Here is a 21834-nt window from a genome sequence, read left to right on the forward strand (position 1 = left end):
CCCCCTCTCCGCCTCGCTCCGCTCGTCACGTCTCCCCCGTTTCGGGGGAGAAGATCGCCAGCGATCCTATTCCGCCGCCTGGAAAGCCGTCGCGCCGTTCTCGAACTGCAGCCTGGCGAGTTCGGCATAGACGCCGCCCTGGCGCACCAGCGCTGCATGGGTGCCCTCTTCGACGATGCGGCCACCATCCATGACCAGGATGCGGTCGGCCTTGAGCACGGTCGCGAGCCGGTGGGCGATGACGATTGTCGTGCGGCCCTTCATCAGCCGTTCCAGCGCGGTCTGCACGGCCGTCTCGCTCTGGGCGTCAAGCGCGGAGGTCGCCTCGTCGAGCAGCAGGATCGGCGCGTCGCGCAGGATGGCGCGCGCGATCGCCACGCGCTGGCGCTGACCGCCCGACAGCATTACGCCGCGCTCGCCCACTTGCGTGTCGTAGCCCTTCTCGAGCTTCTCGATGAACTCGTCGGCCAGCGCATCGCGCGCCGCCGCCCGGATTTCTTCCGATGTGGCACCGGGCCGGCCGAAGGCGATGTTCTCGCCCGCCGTTGCGGCGAACACGGTGACGTCCTGCGGCACGATTGCGATGCGACCGCGCACGGCCTGGGGATCGGCCTTGGCGACGTCGACACCATCGACCAGCACCGAGCCCGAGTCGGGATCGTAGAAGCGCAGGATCAGTGAGAAGATGGTGCTCTTGCCGGCGCCCGACGGGCCGACGATGGCGACCGTCTCGCCCGGCTGGATCGTGAAGCTGACATTGTGCAGCGTCGGCCGGTCCGGTCGCGCCGGATAGGTGAAGGAGACGTCGCGGAACTCGACCAGGCCCTCGGCCTTCGCCGGCAGCGGCTGAGGATTGGCCGGCGTGGCGATCTGCGGCTTCTCGGCGAGGATCTCGGTGAGCCGCTCGGCTGCACCCGCGGCCTGGCTCAGGTCGCCCCAGACCTCCGACAGCGCGCCGAGCGCGCCGGCGGCGAAGACGGAATAGAGCAGGAATTGGCCGAGCGTGCCGGCAGACAGGGTTCCGGCCAGCACATCGCGCGAGCCGAACCACAGCATCGCCACCACCGAGGCGAAGATGGTGAAGATGGCGAAGAAGGTGAGGAAGGAGCGCGCGAAGATGGACGAGCGCGCCGCCTCGAAGGAGATGTCCACGGCGCGTGCGAAGCGGCCCGTGACCAGCTTCTCGTTGGTGAAGGCCTGCAGGATGCGCATGGCCCCGATCTGCTCGCTGGCGTAAGCCGTGGCGTCGGCCAGCGTGTCCTGCGCGGTGCGCGACTTGCGGCGCACAGAGCGGCCGAAAGCCACCAGCGGCAGCACGATGACCGGGATGGCGGCCAGCACCAGCCCGGAAAGCTTGGGGCTGGTCACCACCATCATGCCGATGGCGCCAAAGCAGAGGATGACGTTGCGCAGCGCAACGGAAGCGGTGGCGCCGACCGCAGACTTCACCTGCGTGGTGTCGGCCGCCAGCCGCGACACGATCTCGCCCGACTGAGCAGTGTCGAAGAAGGCCGCCGACAAGCCGGTGACGTGCGAAAAGACGTCGCGACGGATGTCGGCCACCACCCGCTCGCCTAGCGTGATGACGAAATAGTAGCGGCAGGCCGAGGCGAGCGCCAAGAGCGCCGCCATGAGCACCAGCATGGAGAAATAGTTGGCGATGAAGCCCGAATCAGAGGCGGAGAAGCCGTGGTCGATCATCCGCCGCACCGCGATCGGCAGCGTCAGCGTGGTGGCCGCGGCCATCACCAGCGACACGCCGGAGCCCACGACGAGGCCGCGATAGCGCATGATATAGGGAGAAAGGCGTTGCAGCGGCTTGAGGGAGCGACGGGTTTCCTTTTCCACGTTCCGCTCTGTTTCAGCCATGATGTCCGTCCTTTCGGTCGCGCGGCCCGAAACCGCCGGTGCGGCCTTGTGATTCATTTTTGCCTGATGTATAGGCACGCCGACCGTTTTAGAAGCCGCGGCCCTTCATTAGCTGCGGCTTTGAGTTTTCAAAAGAGGCGCATCGCCGCAGGCGCAAGCCGCGAACCGCGCCCAAAAGCAGGAAAAGTGCGATGAAGGCCGATATCCATCCCGACTACCACATGATCAAGGTCGTCATGACCGACGGCACCGAGTACCAGACCCGCTCGACCTGGGGCAACGAAGGCGACACGATGAACCTCGACATCGACCCGTCGACCCATCCGGCCTGGACCGGCGGTACGCAGACCCTGCTCGACCGCGGCGGCCGTCTGTCGAAGTTCAAGAAGCGCTACGAAGGCCTCGGCATCTAAGCCGGTCTGCAGCGCCGCTGATTGCAAAACCCGCCCTCGAGGCGGGTTTTTTGTTGTCCGCGAATGGCGTCGTCATCGCGAGCCGTCACGTGTCAGCCCTGCCGCTGCCAGCGCGCCACGGCATGCTCGATCAGCCGGCCGACGAGATCGGGATAGGCGATGCCGCTGGCGGCAAGCGTCTTCGGATACATGCTGATATTGGTGAAGCCGGGAATGGTGTTGAGCTCGTTGACGAGCGCGCTGCCGTCGGCACGGACGAAGAAGTCGACGCGCGCCATGCCCTCGCAGCCGAGCGCCAGGAATGCCTTGCGGGCGATCTCCTGCAGTGCCCTGGTCGCCGCCTCCGGCAGCTCGGCAGGAATGCGCAGGGCAGCCCCGTCGGCGTCGACATATTTGGCGTCGTAAGTATAGAAGCCGTGGCTCGCGGCCGGCACGATCTCGCCCGGCACTGAAGCGATCAGCGTTCCGTCGACCTGCTCGAGCACGGCGAACTCGACTTCGCGGCCGGCGATAAATTCCTCGACCAGCACCTTGCGGTCGTGCCTGAAGGCCTCGTCCAGCGCGGCTTGGAACTGCGCGGCCGTCTCGACCTTGCTGACACCTACCGAAGAGCCCTGGCGCGCCGGCTTGACGAAGACCGGGAGGCCGAGTTCCGCCTTGACCGCATCGAAGGAAGGCCGCTCGCCGGCATGCACGGTGACGGCGCGCGCCACTGGCAGCCCGGCCTCCTTCATCAGGCGCTTGGCACCGTCCTTGTCCATGGCGTTGGCCGAGCCCAGAACGCCGCAGCCGACGTAAGGGACGTTGGCAACCTCGGCCAGGCCCTGCACCGTGCCATCCTCGCCGAACGGGCCGTGCAGCACGGGGAAAAGGACGTCGATCTTCGGAAGTTCGAAGGGCGCACCACCGTTGGGAACCGCGACCAGACGGCCCTTGCCGCCGGGCAGGAGGCTCACCTCGGTGCCGCCTTCAGGCACCTTGGGCAATGCACCGTCCGGACCAATCGAGGTCAGGAACCAGCGGCCATCGCGGCCGATGCCGATAGGCACGACCTCGTATGTGGCGGCGTCGATTGCCTTGACCACGTTGCTTGCGGAGAGGATGGAAACCTCGTGCTCGGCGGAGCGACCGCCGAATAGAACTGCAACGCGTGGTCTCGATGTCATGCTTGGTTCCCCTCGATGAATTGTCGCCCCCAAGATCAGGGCAAATATCGAATGGAAGGCGATTGGCGCTTATCTGTGGCAAAGCGTCGGCTTATCTTGCCGCCTACGTCCGGGACGCACTCAGACCGAGTCCGCGGCCTTGCGGTCGGAATGGCCGAGATCGCGCTCGGGATCGATGATGTCACGAACGCGCTGCTTGAGCACCTTGGCTTCCGGGAAGCCTCCGTCGCGCTTGCGCTCCCAGATGAGCTCGCCGTTGCAAGTGATCTCGAAGATGCCGCCGGTGCCGGGCACGAGCGCCACCTCGCCGAGATCGGTGCCGAAGGTGGAGAGCAGTTCCTGCGCCAGCCAGCCCGCGCGCAGCATCCACATGCACTGGGTGCAATAGGTGATGGCGACACGGGCCTTCGGCGCAGGCGTCGTCATGCCGCGCTGAGCTTGGCGAGCGTTGCTTCGTCGACCTCGAAATTGGCGTAGACGTTCTGCACGTCGTCGTCGTCCTCGAGGGTTGCGATGAGCTTGAGGATGGACTGAGCGCGATCCTCGTCGACCGGGATGTTGTTCTGCGGCTTCCAGATCGCCTTGAGCGACTTGGCTTCGCCAAGCGAGGCTTCGAGCGCCTTGGAGACGTCGCCCAGGTCCTCGAAGGCGCAGAGGATGGTGTGGCCGTCCTCGTCGGACTGAACGTCTTCGGCGCCAGCCTCGATCGCGGCGTCCATCACCTTGTCGGCGCTGCCGGCCGACGCCGGATAGACGATCTCGCCGACGCGGTCCCACATGAAGGACACCGAGCCGGTTTCGCCGAGCGCCCCGCCGGCCTTGGTGAAGGCGGCGCGGACGTTGGAGGCGGAGCGGTTGCGGTTGTCGGTCAGCGCCTCGACGATGACGGCGATGCCGCCCGGGCCGTAGCCCTCGTAGCGCACTTCCTCATAGTTCTCGGCGTCGCCGCCCGAGGCCTTGTTGATGGCGCGCTGGATGTTGTCCTTCGGCATCGACTCGGCCTTGGCGTTCTGAATCGCCAGCCTGAGGCGCGGGTTCATCGCCGGGTCGGGCAGGCCCTGCTTGGCCGCAACCGTGATTTCGCGCGCGAGCTTGGAAAACATCTTGGACCGCGCCGCGTCCTGGCGACCCTTGCGGTGCATGATGTTCTTGAATTGTGAATGGCCAGCCATGGAACCCCTGCTGTCGTTGAATTCGGCTATCTGGAATGGGCCGGCTTATAGATAAATCGCCGCTGGACGTCCAGAAAAACCGTTTTGCCGCCACCGGGTGGGCGCCGGCAAAGCGCGAAAAGTCAATGCTCGCCACTGGTCTTTCGTCGCCTGGCCAGCATGTTGAGCGCCTCGACCAGAGCCGAGAAACCCATCGCCGTGTAAATATAGCCCTTGGGCACGTGATAGCCCATGCCATCGGCGATCAGCGTCATGCCGATCATCAGCAGGAAGCCGAGCGCCAGCATGACGATGCTGGGGTTGGCGGCGATGAACCTGGCCAGCGGATCGGCCGCAACCAGCATCACGGTGACGGCGGCGATGACGGCGATGTACATGATGACGATCTCGTCGGTCATGCCGACGGCGGTGATGATGGAGTCCACCGAGAACACCAGGTCGAGCAGCAGGATCTGGAGGATCGCCGCGCCCAGGCTGAGCTTCAGCGTGCCGCCGACGATGTCGTGCTCCGTGCCGTTGCGCGGGTCGACCGTGTGGTGAATTTCCCGCGTCGCCTTCCAGACCAGGAACAGGCCGCCGCCGATCAGGATGAGGTCGCGCCAGGAGAAGGCGTGGCCCAAGGCGGTGAAGAGCGGCGTGGTGAGCTGCACGATGAAGGAGATCGTCGCCAGGAGCAGCAGCCGCATGATGAGCGCCGCACCGATGCCCAGCCGGCGTGCCCGCGACTGCTGTTCCTTCGGCAGCTTGTTGGTGAGGATCGAGATGAAGATGAGGTTGTCGATGCCGAGCACGACCTCCATCACCACGAGCGTGACAAGGGCTGCCCAGGCCGTCGGTTCGCTCAGAAAGGCGAAATGCGGCGCCAGAAACTCGATGATCGGCATCTAAGGTGGGGTCCCTGTCCGGATGATGTCCGGCAGAGGTAGGTAGGCACCTGCCCTACTTCAACGTCACGACCAGAAGGAAGGCACGGTTTCTTCAAGCCGGGGCCCGAGCCGCAGCGGCGCGACCTTTTCAGCAAGCCCCGTCCTGTCGGAGATCTCGACGCCGACCCCGCAGATGGTGGCCGGGCCACTGGCCGCCTCGAAGCGCCCTTTCGGCACCTTGGAGAGGAAGCGGTTGAGCGGCTCTTCCTTGTCCATGCCGAGCGAGGAGTCGTAGTCACCGCACATGCCGGCATCCGTCAGATAGGCGGTGCCGCCATTGAGGATCTGGTGGTCGGCGGTCGGCTGGTGGGTGTGCGTGCCGACGACCAGGCTGGCGCGCCCGTCGACGAAATGGGCAAAGCACATCTTCTCGCTGGTCGCCTCGGCGTGGAAATCGATCACCACCGCATCCGCCTGCTCGCCCAGCGGGCAGGCCGCAAGCTCGCGTTCGACCGCCTGGAACGGGTCGTCCAGTTCGGGGTGCATGAAGACGCGGCCCATGATGTTGGAGACCAGCACGCGCGCGCCGTTCTTGGCGATGTAGAGGCCGGAGCCGCGCCCCGGCGTGCCCTTGGGAAAATTGACCGGGCGCAGGAAGCGCTCCTCGCGCGGCGCGAAAGTCAGCGCCTCGCGCTGGTCCCAGACATGGTTGCCGGTGGTGACGACATCGGCGCCGGCATTCAGCGTCTCGCGAAAGATCTCCTCGGTGATGCCGAAGCCGCCGGCGGCGTTCTCGCCGTTGACGATGACGAAATCGAGCCGGAAGTCGGAGATCAGCCCCGGCAGCCTTTCCCAGACCGCCGTGCGGCCGGACTTTCCGACCATGTCACCGAGAAAAAGAAGTCTCATGAAAGCTTGATCCTACGAGCGATCCTTGCGCCACCGTCGCGAGCACGATCGCCGCTTGGTCGCGGCCCGCCGGGCGCTCCCCTTCTACAGACGAGCACCGAAACGGCGCAACCCGCTTTCGGTCAGGATTTCGGGAATGATCACGTCGTGCGGCTCATCAGGCACCAGCGGCACCTCCTGGCAGTCGAAGGCAACGCCGATCATGCGCGGGCGCATGCCCTTGTCGTGCAGGCGGGCGATGGCGCGGTCGTAGTAGCCGGCGCCGTAGCCGATGCGATGACCGCGCGCGTCGAAGGCGGCAAGCGGAATCAGCATCAGCTGCGGGTCGAGAACCGGGGCGTCTTCCCCGGGGCCGGCGGTGCCGTAGCCCGTTTCCACCAGCTCGGCCCCGCGCACCAGCTCGCGGAAGACGATGGTCGTCTTGTCGAGGACGGCCGGCAGGCAAACCCGCGCGCCCTTGTCCTGCAGGGCGGACATCAGCGGTCGAACGTCGACCTCGGAACGGATTGGCCAGAAAGCGGAGACGACCGTGCCCGGCTCGACCGGGATGGCTGCGGCAGCCTCGGCCATGCCGAGCGATGTCTCGATGCGCCAATCGACGGGCAGCGCGTTGCGACGGGCCAGCGCCTCGGCGCGCATTTGCTTCTTCAGTGCCTTCAGTTCCGTCACGGCCTCACCTGCCTTTTGGCGCTCCTTATGCCGTGTCAGGATAAAAAAGACCAGTTTTGGAAAGCATCGCCGCAGCGACAATTTCGCGACGCAGGGCGAAGCCCGCTTGGCACGACACGGTTTTGGAGAGGGAAAGTGACGATCCACACAACCGGTGAAGATGTCGATCCCGGGAACCTACAAAGTAGGTGGGCGCCGTGTGAGAAAACCCACGAGTCTTCCCAGGGACAGCTCCCTTAGAGATCGATAAGGCCCCGGGGAAATGTTACTCCTGCCGCGAAGCGCAGACCGCCGTCGCTGAATATAGACTGCCCCTGTGCCCGACGCCAGAGGAGAGCTGAACGGAATCGCGTCACCCGTCCGGGAAAGGCGGCCACGCATTCTGACAATACTGCCAACGCGAAAGACCGCCTCATTCCTAACTCATCTTTAACCATAACAGTCCATGAAGAAGTCGATGAGGATTGCGCGTTTTTAACGCCTTCCTTTTACCAAATTTCGCCCCGAAAAGGCCCGGATCGGCGCATTTTGGGGACATTCCGGAAGCTTCGCGCGAACGGACCAGATGGGATCATGCGCATGGGCTAGCCGCGAGCCACGCCCGGAAATATTAAGGAACTGTCTTATCATGGAAAACATCGCACTCGCCGAACCGGGCGCACAACTGTCCATCTGGGCGTTGTTCTGGCAGGCAGGCTGGGTCGTCAAGCTGGTCATGCTCGGCCTGCTCGGCGCGTCGATCTGGACCTGGGCAATCGTCATCGACAAGGTCATCGCCTATGGGCGCATGCGTGCGGCCCTGAACCGCTTCGAGCAGATCTTCTGGTCGGGACAGTCGCTGGAGGAGCTCTACCGCACCCTCGCCGACCGCAAGACGACCGGCATGGGCGCGATCTTCGTGGCCGCCATGCGCGAGTGGAAGAAGAGCTTCGAGAAGGGCGCCAAGTCGCCGCTCGGCCTGCAGACGCGCATCGACAAGGCGATGGACCTAGCCCTGACCCGCGAGATGGAGCGCCTCGAGGGTCGCCTCGGCTTCCTCGCCACGATCGGCTCGGCCGCGCCCTTCATCGGCCTGTTCGGCACGGTGATTGGCATCATGACCTCCTTCCAGGCGATCGCCGGCTCGAAGTCGACCAACCTCGCCGTGGTGGCGCCGGGCATCGCGGAAGCGCTGCTGGCAACGGCCATCGGCCTGCTCGCCGCTATCCCGGCGGTCATTGCCTACAACAAGCTATCGTCGGACGTCGGCAAGCTCGGCATGCGCATGGAAGGCTTCGCCGACGAATTCTCCGCCATACTGTCGCGCCAAATCGATGAGAAGGTGGCCCAGAAGGCCTGAGGGGACGAGCAATCATGGGAATGTCTGTAAGCGCAGGCGGATCGGGCCGCGGCGGCCGTGGCCGGCGGCGTGCCCGCTCCGGCCCCATCTCCGAGATCAACGTCACGCCGATGGTGGACGTGATGCTGGTGCTTCTCATCATCTTCATGGTGGCGGCGCCAATGCTGACCGTCGGCGTGCCGATCGACCTGCCTGAAACGCAGGCCAAGGCGATGAACTCGGAGACACAGCCGATCACCGTGTCGGTCAACGACCAGGGCCAGATCTACCTGCAGGAAACCGAGATCGAGCTCGACGAGATCGTGGCCAAGCTGGAGGCTATCTCCAAGACCGGCTACGACGAGCGCATCTATGTGCGCGGCGACAAGACCGCCGACTATGGCACCGTGATGAAGGTGATGGCGCGCATTTCGGCCGCCGGCTACAAGAATCTCGGCCTGGTGACGCTTCAGGAACAGGACAAGTAGCCAGGCATGAGAGCCGGTCTCACCACATCGGTTATCCTGCATGCTGGCGTGCTGGCCTTCGGCCTGTTCACGCTGTCGGCGCCGCGCGCCTTCGAAGTGACGGACGTGGAGTCGCTGCCCGTCGACATCGTGCCCATCGAATCGATCACCCAGATCCAGCAGGGCGACAAGAAGGCGCCGATGAACGAGAAGCCGGCGCCCAAGCCGACCAAGCGTCCCGACATCGTGCCGGATGCGCAGAAGGTGGGCGACAACAATATCGACACCGACAAGAAACCGACGCCCGAGGCCAAGCCCAAGCCGGTGGAATCGGCGGATGCGCCGCCTCCGGCGCCCGAACCGACGTCCAAGCCTGCCGATCAGCCGAAGCCCGAACCAGTGAAGCAGCCCGAGCCGAAACCGGAGCCGACGCCGGTGAAGGAACCTGAGCCGCAGCCCAAGCAGGAAACCAAGCCGGACCAGGTGGCCGAGGCGATTGCCGCGGAAAGCCCCGACGCGGAGGCCATGCAGTTGCCCAAGTCGGCCCCGGCGCCGGCAGCGAAGCCGCAGCCGGAGAAGCCCCAGGCCGCCAAGACGCCCGACCGCAAGGAGACCGAGAAGCCGACCAAGCAGGCCTCTTCCAGCCCGAAGTCGGACGAAAAGTCGTTCAACGCCGACGATATCGCGGCGCTTCTCAGCAAGGACAAGGCGGCGGGCGGCGGCGCCAAGCGCTCGAGCGAGCAGGCCTCGCTGGGCGGCGACAAGAGCAACAACAACGGCGCAAAGCTGTCGCAGAGCGAGATGGACGCGCTGCGCGGCCAGATCCAGCGCTGCTGGAACATTCCGGCGGGTGCAGTCGACGCGCAGAACCTGCGCGTATCGGTGAAGTTCAAGCTGGACCGCTCCGGCGCGGTCGAGGGCGGCGCAGAAGTCATTTCCGGTGGCGGTTCCAGCGGCGTCGAGCGCGCCGCAGCGGAATCGGCGCGACGGGCCGTGCTGAAATGCTCGCCCTACAACCTACCCGCCGACAAATACGACGCCTGGGCGGACGTCATTGTCAATTTCGACCCGAGCGAGATGTTCTGATCCCATCCGCGCATTTGGACCAAAGAGGCCGAACTTCATGAAGAATTTCTTCAAAACAATCATGTTGATGAGCGCGCTCGCCGCCGGGATGAGCGCAGTTGCCACGCTGCCGGCGCGCGCGCTGGTCGAGATCGACGTCAACAAGGGCAATGTCGAGCCCCTGCCCGTCGCAATTACCGACTTCCTGTCGGGCGACGGCATCGGCGCACAGATTTCCGCCATCGTGGCCGCCGACCTGAAGCGGTCGGGCCTGTTCGCGCCGATCGACAAGGGCGCCTTCATCGAGAAGATCTCCAACCCGGACGCCGCGCCGCGCTTCGAGGACTGGAAGGTCATCAACGCCCAGGCACTGGTCACCGGCCGCGTGACCCAGGAAGCCGACGGCCGCCTGCGCGCCCAGTTCCGCCTGTGGGACACTTTCGCAGGCCAGCAGCTGGCCGGCGAGCAGTTCTTCTCCTCCAAGGCCAATTCGCGCCGCGTGGCCCACATCATCGCCGACGCGATCTATGAGCGGCTGACCGGCGAAAAGGGCTATTTCGACACCCGCGTCGTCTTCATCGACGAATCCGGGCCGAAAACCCAGCGCAAGCGGCGGCTCGCCATCATGGACCAGGACGGCGCCAACGTGCGCTACCTGTCGGACGGCCGCGCGATCGCGATGACCCCGCGCTTCTCGCCGACGCGCCAGGAAATCACCTACATGTCCTACGAGAGCGGCCAGCCGCAGGTCTATCTGCTGCAGATCGAGACCGGCCAGCGCGAACTCGTGGGCAACTTCCCCGGCATGACCTTTGCGCCGCGCTTCTCGCCCGACGGCCAGCGGGTGATCATGAGCCTGCTGCGCGACGACGGCAATTCCAACGTCTTCTCGATGGATCTACGTAGCCGCACCACCACGCGCCTTACCAACTCCAACTCCATCGACACCTCGCCCTCCTATTCGCCGGACGGCACGAAAGTCGTCTTCACCTCCGACCGCGGCGGACGCCCGCAGATCTATGTGATGAATGCCGATGGCTCGGGCCAGACCCGCATCTCCTTCGGCGAAGGCACCTACTCCACGCCGGTGTGGTCGCCGCGCGGCGACCTGATCGCCTTCACCAAGCAGTCGGGCGGCCAGTTCCAGATCGGCGTCATGAAGACCGACGGCTCGGGCGAGCGCATCCTGTCGAGCGGCTTCCAGCAGGAAGGCCCGACCTGGGCGCCGAACGGCCGCGTACTGATGTTCTTCCGCGAGGCCGCCGGCTCAGGCGGAGCGCGCCTCTACTCGATCGACCTGACCGGTCGCAACGAACAGCCCATTCCGACCGCGAACTTCGCTTCGGACCCGGCATGGTCTCCCCTGCTGGACTAGCAAGCCTGGCGAAACGCGGCGTTTCGCTGAAAACGCCGCGTTTCCGCCGCATTTCGGCCTAGGGTGCGGACGAATGAAATATAGGCCTCAAGGCTGCGGACGGGCGGCTGAAATCAACTGTTAACCATATTTCTTGTACGCCGGTTAACCTCAATGTGGTTACTGGTCGATCAACGAAATCACTCGAATGCGAAGGAGAGGCGGGATGCGCCGCATCGCTAAACTTGCAACCAACCCCGTGGCCGTTGCCCTGGTGGCATCGCTGGCGCTCGCCGGCTGCGCGTCCAAGAAGACCCCGAACAGCGCAGCCGATCTCGGCCTTGGCGGTGCTGGTGCGGCCACCCCGGGCTCGGCCCAGGACTTCACGGTCAATGTCGGCGACCGTATTTTCTTCGACACCGACTCCACCTCGATCCGCGCCGACGCGCAGGGCATCCTGACGCGCCAGGCACAGTGGCTGAACAAGTACGGCAACTACGCCATCGTGGTCGAAGGCCACGCCGACGAGCGCGGCACGCGCGAATACAACCTGGCACTGGGCGCCCGCCGCGCCGCCTCCACCCGCGACTACCTCGTCTCGCGCGGCGTTGCCGCCAACCGCATCCGCACCATCTCCTACGGCAAGGAGCGGCCGGTGGCCGTCTGCGACGACATCTCCTGCTGGTCGCAGAACCGCCGTGCGGTCACCACGCTGGGCGGCGCCGGCAGCTAAGCGCTGTTGCAGCAAAGCATCACCAAAGGCGGTCCTTGCGGCCGCCTTTTTTCATGGCATGTCGCAAACAAAATTTGGCCGAAGTCTCTCACACTGATAAAAGGCAGAGCGCGCACCGCGCAAATTGGCATTTCCCGTTTTTCATTGGCGAGAGGCACATGTATTTTCGATCGATCCTCAGCGGCACGCTAGCCGCCTTCCTGCTGTTCGGCCCGGCGCAAGCGAGCGACCGTTCCCTGACGGCAAGCCCGGCCGGGAGCGCCAACCCTGGCCTGTCTGTTCCGCAGCCAACCGGCCTGCCGGGCGTTTTCTCCGGCCAGCAAGGTGGCACGATGCAGCTGGCCCAGGCCAGCGATCCGCGCGTCAACGGCCTGGAGGACCAGATCCGCACGCTCAACGGCACGATCGAGGAGCTCAACTTCCAGATCCTGCAGATGCAGGAACAGCTTCGCAAGATGCAGGAAGACAACGAGTTCCGCTTCCAGGAGCTGGAAAGCAAGAAGAAGGCGGATGCCGGCCCCGGCAAAACCAACCAGAACGTCGCGGAGAACTCCGCGACGTCTTCCCACGCCAGCCCAGCTGAAACACAGACCAGCGCCGCCATTGCCCCGAGCGGCGTTGAGCCGATGGTCGTCGACGAAGAGCAGCCCACCGCGGGTTCCAACGGCCGCGGCACCCCGCCCAAGAGCTTCGGCACCATCACCTTCGACGCAAGCGGCAACGTCACGGGCGGCAGCATCGGCGACCAGATTGCCGCCGACGCCGCCGAGAACACCTCGGCCAACAGCTCTGGCGCCAACAGTTCCGGCAACACCGTCGTCGCCGCCCTGCCCGCCACCGACAACCCCGACGAACTCTACCGCAACGCCTACCAGTTCATCCTTTCCGGCGACTACGGCACGGCCGAAACCGGCTTCCGCGACCATATCGCCCGCTTCCCCAACGACCCGAAGGCCGCGGACTCGCATTTCTGGCTCGGCGAGGCCCTGCTCGGCCAGATGAAGTATCGCGACGCGGCGGAAACCTTCCTGGCCGCCAACAAGGCCTATCCGAAATCCAAGAAGGCCCCCGACATGCTGCTCAAGCTCGGCATCTCGCTCGTCGGCCTCAACCAGCGCGACGTCGCCTGCGCCACCTTCGGTGAAATCGGCAAGCGCTATCCGGACCTGTCCAGCGCTCTCAAGGATCGCGTCAAGCAGGAACAGGCGCGTGCAGCGTGCTGAAGCCTCGGGCAGAGCTCGACCCGCACCGGCTCTTTTCGACCTTTGATCTCGCCCCGCGCCGCGCGCTTGTCGTGGCGGTTTCCGGCGGCAGCGACTCGCTCGCTCTCCTTCTCCTGACGAAATCCTTTCTCGACCGCGCCGCCCCGGGCACCCGGCTCGTCGCGGTGACTGTTGATCATGCCCTGCGCGCCGGCTCTGCCGCAGAGGCCGAAGAAGTCGCGCGCTTTGCGGCGCGCCACCAGATTTCCCACCGCACCATGGTCTGGACCGGCAAGAAGCCCGAGACCGGCATTCCCGCCGCCGCGCGCGACGCCCGCTATCGCCTTCTGGCCGAAGCGGCCGCGCTGGAGGGCACCGACGTGATCCTGACCGGCCATACGGCGGACGACCAGGCCGAGACCGTGCTGATGCGCCGTGCCCGCCAGGACGCCCGGCCCGACGCCCGCGGACTTGCCGGCATGGCGCCGGTGACGCTGTTCGACGGCACCGCCTGGGTCGTCCGGCCGCTGCTGGGCGTGCGACGCGAGACGCTGCGCGATTACCTGCGCGCCCGCGGCGTAAGCTGGCTGGAAGACCCGACCAACGTCAACGAGGCCTTCGAGCGGCCGCGCCTGCGCGCCGCGCTTGGCCGGGAGGAAGCCGATCGCGTTTCCGAGACGCTGGCGATGGCCGAGGTGGCGGCGCAGCAACGGTTGCGGCTGGGGGCCGAAGCTGCCCGCCTGATCCGCGCCCATGCCACCCGCCCAGCCGCCGGGCTCCTGCGGCTCGACCCGGCCTTCGCGGCAGCGCCGGACGTCGAGGCCGCAATCTATGCGTTGCGCATCCTGCTCTCGGTGACGGGCGGCACGGCCTTCCTGCCGGACGAAACGCGCGCGGCGGCGATTTTTCGCCGGTTGGCGGAGGAATCCTTTTGCGCCACATTGTCGCGGACGGTGGTCGACGCGCGACGTGCCGGGTTTTTCCTGCGCCGTGAGGCCCGCCACCTGCCCGGGCCTCAGGCACCGCACGACGGCATGATTTGGGACGGCCGCTATCGGCTGTCGACGTCAGTGGTTACCGGCTGCCTCGCTGTCGCGCCGCTGGGCGCATCGCAGGCGAAAATGACGGAAAATCAAGCGGCCGAGGCGCCGGCAAGCCTCGTGCGGGCCGCCCGCGCCGCTCAACCTGCCTTGTTGAGCAGCGGCGAATGCCTGGGTCCGTTGGCCGCCGACACCCCGTTGCACGGCATCGCCGCCCGCCCGGTGATGGCACCCTGGGCGCGTTTTCTGCCCTGCTTCGACCTGGAGCCGGCGCGCGCCGTCGCCGCCCTGGTCGGTGCGCCGATGCCGCCCACCCCGCCCTTGGCCGCCATATTATTGGCAGGTCCCAACCCTAATGCTTAACCGAAACGTGCTCTTATGCTTGGCATCGCCACTAGGCGTGCCTATGTTAGTTCGACGCTGCCAACAACGACGCGTGCCCGGTTTTCGGGCACAACGGGAAACTCGATGAATCCGAATTATCGTAACCTCGCGCTCTGGGCGATCATTGCAGTGCTGCTGATCGCCCTGTTCAACCTTTTCCAGACGCCGCAGACGCGGGGAGCTTCCAGCGATATCGCCTATTCGGAATTCCTGAAGGATGTCTCGGCCGGGCGCGTCAAAGCCGTGACGATCGCGGGCGAACGGATCTCCGGCACCTACACGGACAATTCGAACACCTTCCAGACCTACTCGCCGGGCGACTCGGCTCTGGTGCAGAAGCTGTCGGACAAGAACGTCACCATCAATGCCCGCCCTGAAAACGACGGCTCGAGCTCGATCTTCGGCATGCTGCTGTCGTGGCTGCCGATGATCCTGATCCTCGGCGTCTGGATCTTCTTCATGCGCCAGATGCAGTCGGGCTCCGGCCGCGCCATGGGTTTCGGCAAGTCGAAGGCCAAGCTTCTGACCGAAGCGCATGGCCGCATCACCTTCCAGGACGTTGCGGGCGTTGACGAGGCCAAGCAGGACCTCGAGGAAATCGTCGAGTTCCTGCGCGACCCGCAGAAGTTCCAGCGCCTGGGCGGCAAGATCCCGCGCGGCGTGCTGCTCGTCGGCCCTCCCGGCACCGGCAAGACCTTGCTGGCCCGCTCGGTGGCCGGTGAAGCCAACGTGCCCTTCTTCACCATCTCGGGTTCGGACTTTGTCGAAATGTTCGTCGGCGTGGGCGCAAGCCGCGTGCGCGACATGTTCGAGCAGGCCAAGAAGAACGCGCCCTGCATCATCTTCATCGACGAAATCGACGCGGTCGGCCGTCATCGCGGCGCCGGCCTCGGCGGCGGCAACGACGAGCGCGAACAGACGCTCAATCAGCTGCTGGTCGAGATGGACGGCTTCGAGGCCAATGAGAGCATCATCCTCATTGCCGCGACCAACCGGCCCGACGTGCTCGATCCCGCTCTGCTGCGCCCGGGCCGTTTCGACCGCCAGGTCGTGGTGCCGAACCCGGACATCGTCGGCCGCGAAAAGATCCTGAAGGTGCACGTGCGCAACGTGCCGCTGGCGCCGAATGTCGACCTCAAGGTGCTGGCACGCGGCACGCCCGGCTTCTCGGGTGCCGACCTCGCCAACCTCGTCAACGAGGCTGCCCTGATGGCGGCGCGCCGCAACAAGCGCCTGGTGACCATGGCCGAGTTCGAGGACGCCAAGGACAAGATCATGATGGGCGCGGAGCGCCGCTCTTCGGCCATGACCCAGGCCGAGAAGGAGCTGACCGCCTATCACGAGGCCGGTCACGCCATCCTGGCGCTCAACGTTCCGGCTGCCGACCCGCTGCACAAGGCAACCATCATCCCGCGCGGCCGCGCGCTGGGCATGGTCATGCAGCTGCCCGAAGGCGACCGCTACTCGATGAGCTACAAGTACATGATCTCTCGACTGGCGATCATGATGGGCGGCCGCGTGGCCGAGGAGATCAAGTTCGGCAAGGAGAACATCACCTCCGGCGCCTCCTCCGACATCGACCAGGCGACCAAGCTCGCCCGTGCCATGGTGACCCGCTGGGGCTTCTCCGACAAGCTCGGCCAGGTCGCCTATGGCGAGAACCAGGAGGAAGTGTTCCTGGGTCATTCGGTGGCCCGCACCCAGAACGTCTCGGAAGAGACCGCGCAGATCATCGACGCCGAAGTGCGCCGCCTGATCGACGAGGCCTACACCACCGCGCGCAACATTCTGACCAAGAAGAAGAAGGACTGGGTTGCGCTGGCCGAGGGCCTGCTGGAATACGAAACGCTGTCGGGCGACGAGATCAAGCAGTTGCTCGCCGGCCACAAGCCTTCCCGCGACATGGGCGACGACACGCCGCCGAGCCGCGGCTCGGCCGTACCGAAGGCGGGCGCCAGCGGCGGCCGCCGCAAGAAGGGCGGCGAGGAACCCGACGCCGGGCTGGAACCTCAGCCGCAGCGCTGAGAAGCCAGTTGTGACAACAAGGAAAGCCGCGGAGCCAAAACTCCGCGGCTTTTTCGTTTGCGCTACGAAGCGGCCTCCGACAACTGCAGCCTGGCCTGCCGCGAACTAGGCGCTCGTTTCGATCACGAGTTCCTGCACGATGCGGTCGCTCGCATGGATGCAGACCATCTCCAGCCGCCCGGTGCCGATATTGACAAATTTGTGCGGAATGTTGGCGGCGCCGACGACAATGTCGCCGGCCGTAGCGTGGGTTTTTTTACTCCCCACGGTGAACTCGACCTCTCCTCCGCGAACGACCCAGGTCTCAGTGTAAGGATGCACGTGCAGGCGAGACCCCTGCCCCGGCTCATTGTCGACCAGGAAGAAGGAAACGGCCGAGCCATGCTCGCGCCCTTCAAAGCGGAGGGTGCGGCTGGCGCCGGGAAGCGGCTCTGTGCGGCGAATGATTTCGTACATCGTGCTTCTCCTCAAGTTCGGGATTGCAGGACTTCCAGAAACTATCTTCGCGTCAAGATATCTCATAATATCTTCTCGTCAAGATATATTTGACTTATAGGACATGGACAGCGAATTGGAGACCGCCTCATGAGCGACAAGCCGCAACCAGCAGATCACGTCGAGCGACTGCGCGGCCAGTGGGCACGCGAGTTGCCGGACCTCGACACCTCAGCCATGTCGATCCTCGGCCGCGCCTACAGACTGTCCAATCTCGTCCGGCCCAGCATCGAAGAGACCTTTGCCGCATTCGGTCTCGATCGGGGCGAGTTCGACGTCATCGGCACGCTGCGCCGATCCGGCCCGCCCTACCGGCTGACGCCGACCGATCTCTACAAATCGCTGATGATCTCGTCCGGCGGGCTGACCCATCGCCTGGGACGGCTGGAAAAGATGGGGCTGATCGCGCGGGAGAAGTCGCCCGAGGATGGGCGCAGTTTCTTCGTTTCGCTCACGCCGGAAGGGCAGCAGCGCGCGGAAGAAGCGTTCCGGGCCGACATGGCAAGCGAGCTGCAGTTTCTGGAACAGCTTCCTCCGGAGAAGCGGGAAGCGCTGGCGAGCATGCTGCGCGAACTGCTTCTGCTGGCGGAAGAAAAGACGGCGACCGCCGCCTCCAAATAGCAGCGAGCGCCCAAAAGTCCCGAAGGCGCAAAAGGGCCGCGCCCCCGCGTCGCGCGAGCCGTTCAAGCCATGATCGGCAGGATCAGCCCTTCAGCTTGGCATTGCACAGGCTGTAGTAGCCGCCACCCTTCTGGATCCACCTCAGACCGCCCAGCGCATTGGCGTCCTTGTTGGCGTAGTACTGCTCGAGGCAGGTATGCATGCGCGCCTTGCCGGGCGTCTCGTTGCTGAACTTGCCGTCGATCCCGCTCGGGAATTTGACGCCACGCGGCGCGACAGTGGTCGGCTTCTCGGGCTCGCCCTTGTAGGTGGCATGGCCGAGGCTCGGGACCGTCTCGTCCTCGGCAGCGGAGGCACCGCATTCAGCCTTGCGGAACTGGTTCCAGGTCTTGCCGCCCAGCGTGCCGGCGGTCTTGGCCGCGCCGTACTTGGCGCTGCACTCCTTCATGGTCAGGCCCTTGCCGGTGGGAACCGCAGCGGCACCTCCGGTCGCCTTGCCGGTGGCTGCCGTAGCGCTGGCGCCGGGACCGCAATCGGCCTTGCGGAACTGGTTCCAGGTCTTGCCGCCCAGCGTGCCGGCATCCTTGGCGGCGTTGTACTTGGCGCTACATTCCTGCATCGTTAGACCCTTGGCACCCTCGACAGGAGCGGCCGTTTCAGTGGCTTTCTTGCTCCTCGCGGCTTTTTTCTCCGGGGCGGCGGGTCCGGTGGCCGCGCCTGCATTGGCAGCGCACTCGGTCTTGCGGAACTCGTTCCAGGTCTGCCCGTTGAGCGCGCCGGCTTGCTTGGCAGCGTTGTATTTGGCGCTGCATTCTTTCATCGTCAGCGCGCTAGCCGGTGCCGCCATGAGGCATGCGACCACGGCGAGGCCCGCCAGGGTGGCAAATCTTGTGATGAGCATGGGTGTATGTCTCCATTGCTGTCGCCCCAAAGCGTTCCTCGCAAAGGATCAATCTGCGATCGCCACTGGCGCCAGATGCCTAGTAATGCGCGACCGTCGACGACGTTCCACGAGGCCCAGGGACGTGCTCGGAAAAGTTGTCGCCCGACCGAAATTCGCGCTGCCGCTCCTGACCGCAAGCGGGAAGGCAGGCCTCCAGGAAGGGCCTATTGGCGCTCAGGCACCCGTGTCGGCGGAAGCGTTCCGTGAACGAAAAATTCAAATAAGCCGGTTAAAACAAAAGCACTTGGAAGGTTTGTAACAAATAATCACAATATGTGATGTTCGTGGCGTAACGTCCTGTGCCAAAAGCAGCACGGGGGAACGTGTCAAAGACCGGGGATATCGAGCAGTATGAGCAGGCGCTATTTCGGAACTGACGGAATCCGGGGACGGGCCAACAAATTTCCGATGACGGCCGAGATCGCCATGAAAGTGGGGATGGCGGCGGGTCTTTCGTTCCAGCGCGGCAACCACCGCCACCGCGTCGTCCTCGGCAAGGACACGCGCCTGTCAGGCTATATGATCGAGAACGCGCTGGTGGCCGGCTTCTGCGCGGCCGGCATGGATGTCTTCCTGCTCGGCCCGGTGCCGACGCCGGCGGTTGCCATGCTCGCCCGCTCGCTGCGCGCCGACATCGGCGTGATGATCTCCGCCTCGCACAACCCCTACTACGACAACGGCATCAAGCTGTTCGGCCCTGACGGCTACAAGCTGTCGGACGAGATCGAGATGCGCATCGAGGGGCTGCTCGACCAGGACATCGACATCGCGCTGGCCGATGCCGACGCTCTTGGGCGCGCCAAGCGCATCGACGGCGTACATGACCGCTACATCGAATTCGCCAAGCTGACGCTGCCGCGCTCCATGTCGCTCGCGGGCCTCAGGATCGTCGTCGACTGCGCCAACGGCGCCGCCTACAAGGTCGCGCCCGCCGTGCTGTGGGAGCTCGGCGCCGAGGTCATCACCATCCATAACGACCCCAACGGCTTCAACATCAACGAGGAATGCGGCTCCACCCATCCGGTGAGCCTGGCCAAGAAGGTGCACGAAGTGCGGGCCGATATCGGCATCGCTCTCGACGGCGACGCCGATCGCATGGTCATCGTCGACGAGAACGGCACGGTGGTCGATGGCGACCAGATCATGGCCCTGATTGCCGAATCCTGGCTCGACAGCGGCCGCCTGGCCGGCGGCGGCATTGTCGCCACCGTCATGTCCAACCTCGGCCTCGAACGCTTCCTGGGCGACCTTGGCCTGCAGCTTCACCGCACCAAGGTCGGCGACCGCTACGTTGTCGAGCACATGCGCGCGCACGGGCTGAATGTTGGCGGCGAACAGTCCGGCCATATCGTTCTGTCGGATTTCTCCACCACCGGCGACGGCATCGTCTCGGCGCTGCAGGTGCTGGCCTGCGTCAAGCGGGAGAACAAGCCTGTGAGCGAGCTGTGCCGGAAGTTCGAGCCGGTTCCGCAGTTGCTCAAGAATGTCCGCTTCTCGGGCGGCAAGCCGCTCGAAGCCGCGCCGGTCAAGGCAGCGATCGAGGAGGCACGCAACCGCCTCGGTCAGTCGGGCCGTCTCGTCATCCGCCCCTCGGGCACCGAGCCACTGATCCGCGTCATGGCCGAAGGCGACGACCCCAAGCTGGTCGAAACGGTGGTGAACGACATCGTCGGCGTGATCTCGGACGTCAAGACGGCGGCCTGAACGGGCTAAAGCAGCTTCGCCCGAACTGATTGCCGGTCAGCCGGCGCGAGCCCTGCAGCATCAGCCTGGGCGAGCACGGCCAGACTCACACAATCCCCCCACCCCCGCTCGCGACCGCCGGGCGCTCTGCCGCGACCTTCGCGCGGTAGCCGGATGCGCGATAGGCCGCCACCGGATCGATCGCACCGCCGGTATCCAGGCGAGCCATGGCAAGGATGGGCTCGACATCGATGCGGAACGCGGTCTTCAAGGTCTGCGTGGCCATCAGCGCGTCATTGGCATCCTGATAGGCCTCGAGCGCCGGCCGGTCGACAAGCAGTGCCGCCGCATAGGCGCGCTGCACCTCGGCCGCCGAAAGCATCAGGCTCTCTATCGGGTCGGTGACGTTGTGGCTCTGGTCGAGCATGTGAGCCGGACCAAAACCTTCGGCACCATTGAGCTCGGCATCGACCAGCTCGTTGAAGACCAGGAACAGGCGATAGGGATCGATCGAACCGGCATCGAGGTCGTCGTCACCATATTTGGAATCGTTGAAGTGGAAGCCGCCGAGCTTCCTGAACTGGATCAGCCGCGCGACGATCATCTCGATGTTCACATTGGGCGCGTGGTGGCCGAGGTCGACCAGGCAGAAGGCCTTGGGCCCGAGCTCCTGCGCGATAAGATAGTTGGTGCCCCAGTCCTGCACGACCGTGGAATAGAAGGCCGGCTCGTACATCTTGTGTTCGGTGAACAGCCGCCAGTCGTCGGGCAGCGCCGCGTAGATCTCGCGCATGGAATCGAGATAGCGCTCGAAGGCCCGGCTGAAGTTGATCTGGCCCGGGAAGTTGGAGCCGTCGCCGATCCACACCGTCAGCGCCTTGGAGCCGAGCGTCTTGCCGATCTCGATGCATTCGAGATTGTGCTCCACCGCCTGCCGCCGCGTGGCGGCATCGGCATGCGACAGCGAGCCGAACTTGTAGCTGAGCTTCTGGTCGGCGGCGTCCGAGAAGGTGTTGGAGTTCATGGCGTCGAAGCCAAGCCCGAAGCGGCTCGCAGCCTGCTTGAGCCGCGCGGCGTCGGCCTTGTCCCAGGGGATGTGCAGCGAGACGTTGGGGGTGGCCCGTGTCAGTTGCTGGATGACGGCGCAATCCTCGATCTTGTCGAAGATGTCGCGCGGCTCGCCCCGCCCCGGAAAGCGCGCGAAGCGGGTGCCGCCGGTGCCCACGCCCCAGGACGGGATGGCGATGCCGGAGGCGGCCACCTTGTCGCGGATGGCATCTATCGGGATGCCGCGGCGGTCGAGCTGTTCACCAAGCGCCTCATAGTCGCGCCGGAGTGCGGTCTCGCGCGCGGCATTGTCGCGCTCAACTATGTCGGCAGAGATGATGGTTTCGGTCACAGCGATTTCCTCCCAGTATCCCCTCACCGTCTCGGCTTCGC

Annotated in this window: 21 protein-coding genes and 1 other RNA gene; 11 read left to right on the top strand and 11 right to left on the bottom strand. The window is 65.1% G+C overall.

All coding sequences use genetic code 11. The features are described 5' to 3' along the window. Positions 1–66: 66 nt before the first annotated feature. The gene (locus tag ABLE85_RS08725) at positions 67–1869 is read right to left on the bottom strand and encodes an ABC transporter transmembrane domain-containing protein (protein WP_348792319.1); all 1803 of its coding nucleotides are present in this window, start codon (positions 1867–1869) and stop codon (positions 67–69) included. A gap of 191 nt (positions 1870–2060) precedes the next feature. On the opposite strand from ABLE85_RS08725, the gene rpmE reads away from it, so the two are divergent. Beyond that, positions 2061–2282, top strand: a complete 222-nt coding sequence (gene rpmE / locus ABLE85_RS08730; protein WP_348792320.1) for a 50S ribosomal protein L31 — start codon at positions 2061–2063, stop codon at positions 2280–2282. A 92-nt stretch (positions 2283–2374) separates the two neighbouring features. Here rpmE and ABLE85_RS08735 read toward each other — a convergent pair whose 3' ends face one another. The 7 genes from ABLE85_RS08735 to ssrS form a co-directional block, all read right to left on the bottom strand. Further along, positions 2375–3448 (bottom strand): D-alanine--D-alanine ligase family protein, encoded by a 1074-nt coding sequence (locus ABLE85_RS08735; protein WP_348792321.1) that lies wholly within the window; start codon positions 3446–3448, stop codon positions 2375–2377. Between the two features lie 120 nt (positions 3449–3568). Then, a complete protein-coding gene (locus ABLE85_RS08740; RefSeq protein ID WP_348792322.1) occupies positions 3569–3874 on the bottom strand; it encodes a SelT/SelW/SelH family protein in 306 nt (101 codons plus the stop codon). Further along, positions 3871–4620: a YebC/PmpR family DNA-binding transcriptional regulator gene (locus ABLE85_RS08745; protein WP_348792323.1), complete on the bottom strand. Its 750-nt coding sequence runs from the start codon at positions 4618–4620 to the stop codon at positions 3871–3873. The genes ABLE85_RS08740 and ABLE85_RS08745 overlap by 4 nt, the downstream gene beginning before the upstream one ends. Positions 4621–4742: 122 nt before the next feature. Further along, a complete protein-coding gene (locus ABLE85_RS08750) occupies positions 4743–5504 on the bottom strand; it encodes a TerC family protein (RefSeq protein WP_348792324.1) in 762 nt (253 codons plus the stop codon). A gap of 66 nt (positions 5505–5570) precedes the next feature. Next, on the bottom strand, positions 5571–6395 hold the full coding sequence (locus ABLE85_RS08755) for a YmdB family metallophosphoesterase (protein ID WP_348792325.1): 825 nt from the start codon (positions 6393–6395) through the stop codon (positions 5571–5573). Between the two features lie 84 nt (positions 6396–6479). Further along, the gene (locus ABLE85_RS08760; protein ID WP_348792326.1) at positions 6480–7064 is read right to left on the bottom strand and encodes a 5-formyltetrahydrofolate cyclo-ligase; all 585 of its coding nucleotides are present in this window, start codon (positions 7062–7064) and stop codon (positions 6480–6482) included. A gap of 136 nt (positions 7065–7200) precedes the next feature. Continuing rightward, positions 7201–7357, bottom strand: a non-coding RNA gene (gene ssrS / locus ABLE85_RS08765) — 6S RNA. Between the two features lie 335 nt (positions 7358–7692). Between ssrS and tolQ the strand changes: the two genes are divergently transcribed. The 8 genes from tolQ to ftsH all read left to right on the top strand — a co-directional run bounded on the left by tolQ (position 7693) and on the right by ftsH (position 16652). Next, complete coding sequence (tolQ, locus tag ABLE85_RS08770; RefSeq protein WP_348792327.1) at positions 7693–8403, top strand: protein TolQ; 711 nt, start codon at positions 7693–7695, stop codon at positions 8401–8403. A 14-nt stretch (positions 8404–8417) separates the two neighbouring features. Next, on the top strand, positions 8418–8870 hold the full coding sequence (gene tolR / locus ABLE85_RS08775) for a protein TolR (RefSeq protein ID WP_348792328.1): 453 nt from the start codon (positions 8418–8420) through the stop codon (positions 8868–8870). A gap of 6 nt (positions 8871–8876) precedes the next feature. Then, the gene (locus ABLE85_RS08780) at positions 8877–9935 is read left to right on the top strand and encodes a hypothetical protein (protein ID WP_348792329.1); all 1059 of its coding nucleotides are present in this window, start codon (positions 8877–8879) and stop codon (positions 9933–9935) included. Between the two features lie 37 nt (positions 9936–9972). Continuing rightward, the gene (gene tolB, locus ABLE85_RS08785; RefSeq protein ID WP_348792330.1) at positions 9973–11289 is read left to right on the top strand and encodes a Tol-Pal system beta propeller repeat protein TolB; all 1317 of its coding nucleotides are present in this window, start codon (positions 9973–9975) and stop codon (positions 11287–11289) included. 205 nt (positions 11290–11494) lie between these two features. Beyond that, on the top strand, positions 11495–12001 hold the full coding sequence (pal, locus tag ABLE85_RS08790) for a peptidoglycan-associated lipoprotein Pal (RefSeq protein ID WP_348792331.1): 507 nt from the start codon (positions 11495–11497) through the stop codon (positions 11999–12001). 158 nt (positions 12002–12159) lie between these two features. After that, positions 12160–13224, top strand: coding sequence for a tol-pal system protein YbgF (ybgF, locus tag ABLE85_RS08795; protein ID WP_348792332.1), 1065 nt, complete (start codon positions 12160–12162; stop codon positions 13222–13224). After that, positions 13218–14606, top strand: coding sequence for a tRNA lysidine(34) synthetase TilS (tilS, locus tag ABLE85_RS08800; RefSeq protein ID WP_348792333.1), 1389 nt, complete (start codon positions 13218–13220; stop codon positions 14604–14606). Before ybgF ends, tilS begins: the two co-directional genes overlap by 7 nt. A gap of 105 nt (positions 14607–14711) precedes the next feature. Further along, on the top strand, positions 14712–16652 hold the full coding sequence (ftsH, locus tag ABLE85_RS08805; RefSeq protein ID WP_348792334.1) for an ATP-dependent zinc metalloprotease FtsH: 1941 nt from the start codon (positions 14712–14714) through the stop codon (positions 16650–16652). Positions 16653–16757: 105 nt separating this feature from the next. Here the strand turns inward: ftsH and ABLE85_RS08810 are convergent, their stop codons facing one another. After that, a complete protein-coding gene (locus ABLE85_RS08810) occupies positions 16758–17108 on the bottom strand; it encodes a cupin domain-containing protein (RefSeq protein WP_348792335.1) in 351 nt (116 codons plus the stop codon). 129 nt (positions 17109–17237) lie between these two features. Between ABLE85_RS08810 and ABLE85_RS08815 the strand changes: the two genes are divergently transcribed. Continuing rightward, the gene (locus ABLE85_RS08815; RefSeq protein WP_348792336.1) at positions 17238–17768 is read left to right on the top strand and encodes a MarR family transcriptional regulator; all 531 of its coding nucleotides are present in this window, start codon (positions 17238–17240) and stop codon (positions 17766–17768) included. Positions 17769–17850: 82 nt separating this feature from the next. On the opposite strand, the gene ABLE85_RS08820 is transcribed toward ABLE85_RS08815, so the two are convergent. After that, the gene (locus tag ABLE85_RS08820; RefSeq protein WP_348792337.1) at positions 17851–18669 is read right to left on the bottom strand and encodes a hypothetical protein; all 819 of its coding nucleotides are present in this window, start codon (positions 18667–18669) and stop codon (positions 17851–17853) included. 393 nt (positions 18670–19062) lie between these two features. Here ABLE85_RS08820 and glmM point away from each other — a divergent pair, with 393 nt between their 5' ends. Next, on the top strand, positions 19063–20415 hold the full coding sequence (gene glmM / locus ABLE85_RS08825; RefSeq protein WP_348792338.1) for a phosphoglucosamine mutase: 1353 nt from the start codon (positions 19063–19065) through the stop codon (positions 20413–20415). 85 nt (positions 20416–20500) lie between these two features. On the opposite strand, the gene rhaI is transcribed toward glmM, so the two are convergent. Then, positions 20501–21793 (bottom strand): L-rhamnose catabolism isomerase, encoded by a 1293-nt coding sequence (rhaI, locus tag ABLE85_RS08830; protein ID WP_348792339.1) that lies wholly within the window; start codon positions 21791–21793, stop codon positions 20501–20503. Positions 21794–21834 lie beyond the last annotated feature (41 nt).

Source organism: Mesorhizobium sp. KR1-2 (assembly GCF_040045035.1).
In the GTDB taxonomy this organism is placed as follows: Bacteria; Pseudomonadota; Alphaproteobacteria; order Rhizobiales; family Rhizobiaceae; genus Pseudaminobacter.

Excerpts from the sequence above, each read along its gene's own strand:
- ABLE85_RS08745 (WP_348792323.1), bottom strand. The coding sequence starts at position 4,620 with ATGGCTGGCCATTCACAATTCAAGAACATCATGCACCGCAAGGGTCGC.
- rpmE (WP_348792320.1), top strand. The coding sequence starts at position 2,061 with ATGAAGGCCGATATCCATCCCGACTACCACATGATCAAGGTCGTCATG.
- ABLE85_RS08750 (WP_348792324.1), bottom strand. The coding sequence starts at position 5,504 with ATGCCGATCATCGAGTTTCTGGCGCCGCATTTCGCCTTTCTGAGCGAA.
- ABLE85_RS08820 (WP_348792337.1), bottom strand. The coding sequence starts at position 18,669 with ATGCTCATCACAAGATTTGCCACCCTGGCGGGCCTCGCCGTGGTCGCA.
- ABLE85_RS08735 (WP_348792321.1), bottom strand. The coding sequence starts at position 3,448 with ATGACATCGAGACCACGCGTTGCAGTTCTATTCGGCGGTCGCTCCGCC.
- ABLE85_RS08725 (WP_348792319.1), bottom strand. The coding sequence starts at position 1,869 with ATGGCTGAAACAGAGCGGAACGTGGAAAAGGAAACCCGTCGCTCCCTC.
- tolB (WP_348792330.1), top strand. The coding sequence starts at position 9,973 with ATGAAGAATTTCTTCAAAACAATCATGTTGATGAGCGCGCTCGCCGCC.
- ABLE85_RS08780 (WP_348792329.1), top strand. The coding sequence starts at position 8,877 with ATGAGAGCCGGTCTCACCACATCGGTTATCCTGCATGCTGGCGTGCTG.
- ABLE85_RS08755 (WP_348792325.1), bottom strand. The coding sequence starts at position 6,395 with ATGAGACTTCTTTTTCTCGGTGACATGGTCGGAAAGTCCGGCCGCACG.
- pal (WP_348792331.1), top strand. The coding sequence starts at position 11,495 with ATGCGCCGCATCGCTAAACTTGCAACCAACCCCGTGGCCGTTGCCCTG.
- ftsH (WP_348792334.1), top strand. The coding sequence starts at position 14,712 with ATGAATCCGAATTATCGTAACCTCGCGCTCTGGGCGATCATTGCAGTG.
- tolQ (WP_348792327.1), top strand. The coding sequence starts at position 7,693 with ATGGAAAACATCGCACTCGCCGAACCGGGCGCACAACTGTCCATCTGG.
- tolR (WP_348792328.1), top strand. The coding sequence starts at position 8,418 with ATGGGAATGTCTGTAAGCGCAGGCGGATCGGGCCGCGGCGGCCGTGGC.
- ABLE85_RS08815 (WP_348792336.1), top strand. The coding sequence starts at position 17,238 with ATGAGCGACAAGCCGCAACCAGCAGATCACGTCGAGCGACTGCGCGGC.
- ABLE85_RS08740 (WP_348792322.1), bottom strand. The coding sequence starts at position 3,874 with ATGACGACGCCTGCGCCGAAGGCCCGTGTCGCCATCACCTATTGCACC.
- ABLE85_RS08810 (WP_348792335.1), bottom strand. The coding sequence starts at position 17,108 with ATGTACGAAATCATTCGCCGCACAGAGCCGCTTCCCGGCGCCAGCCGC.
- ybgF (WP_348792332.1), top strand. The coding sequence starts at position 12,160 with ATGTATTTTCGATCGATCCTCAGCGGCACGCTAGCCGCCTTCCTGCTG.
- glmM (WP_348792338.1), top strand. The coding sequence starts at position 19,063 with ATGAGCAGGCGCTATTTCGGAACTGACGGAATCCGGGGACGGGCCAAC.